Source organism: Pseudomonas sp. 50_B (assembly GCF_017491625.1).
Classification (GTDB): domain Bacteria; phylum Pseudomonadota; class Gammaproteobacteria; order Pseudomonadales; family Pseudomonadaceae; genus Aquipseudomonas; species Aquipseudomonas danubii.
Map to the genome: position 1 here is coordinate 1 of NZ_JAFGYX010000230.1, position 232 is coordinate 232.

Below are 232 nucleotides of genomic sequence, written 5' to 3' on the forward strand. Positions count from 1 at the left end.
GAGGGCGCCAGCATCTTCTCGTCCCGGGCGGAAAAACGCTCGGACGTGGGCAAGGCCACTGTCATCGGCTTCATCACCGTGCTGCTGTTCCTGGTGCTGGTGAACGTGCTGTCCCTGGGGATCATGAGCCAGCCGGAGCTGGCCAAGCTGCAGAACCCTTCCCTGGCAGCAGTGCTGGAACATATCGTCGGCCCCTGGGGCGCCTTGCTGATCAGCATTGGCCTGGCGATTT

At 62.9% G+C, this 232-nt stretch carries 1 protein-coding gene; it reads left to right on the forward strand.

Going from position 1 to position 232, the window contains the following annotated elements; all coding sequences use genetic code 11:
* Nucleotides 1-232 (forward strand): amino acid permease (locus J5M73_RS31745; protein ID WP_207817072.1); only part of this gene is annotated, 232 nt, incomplete at both ends.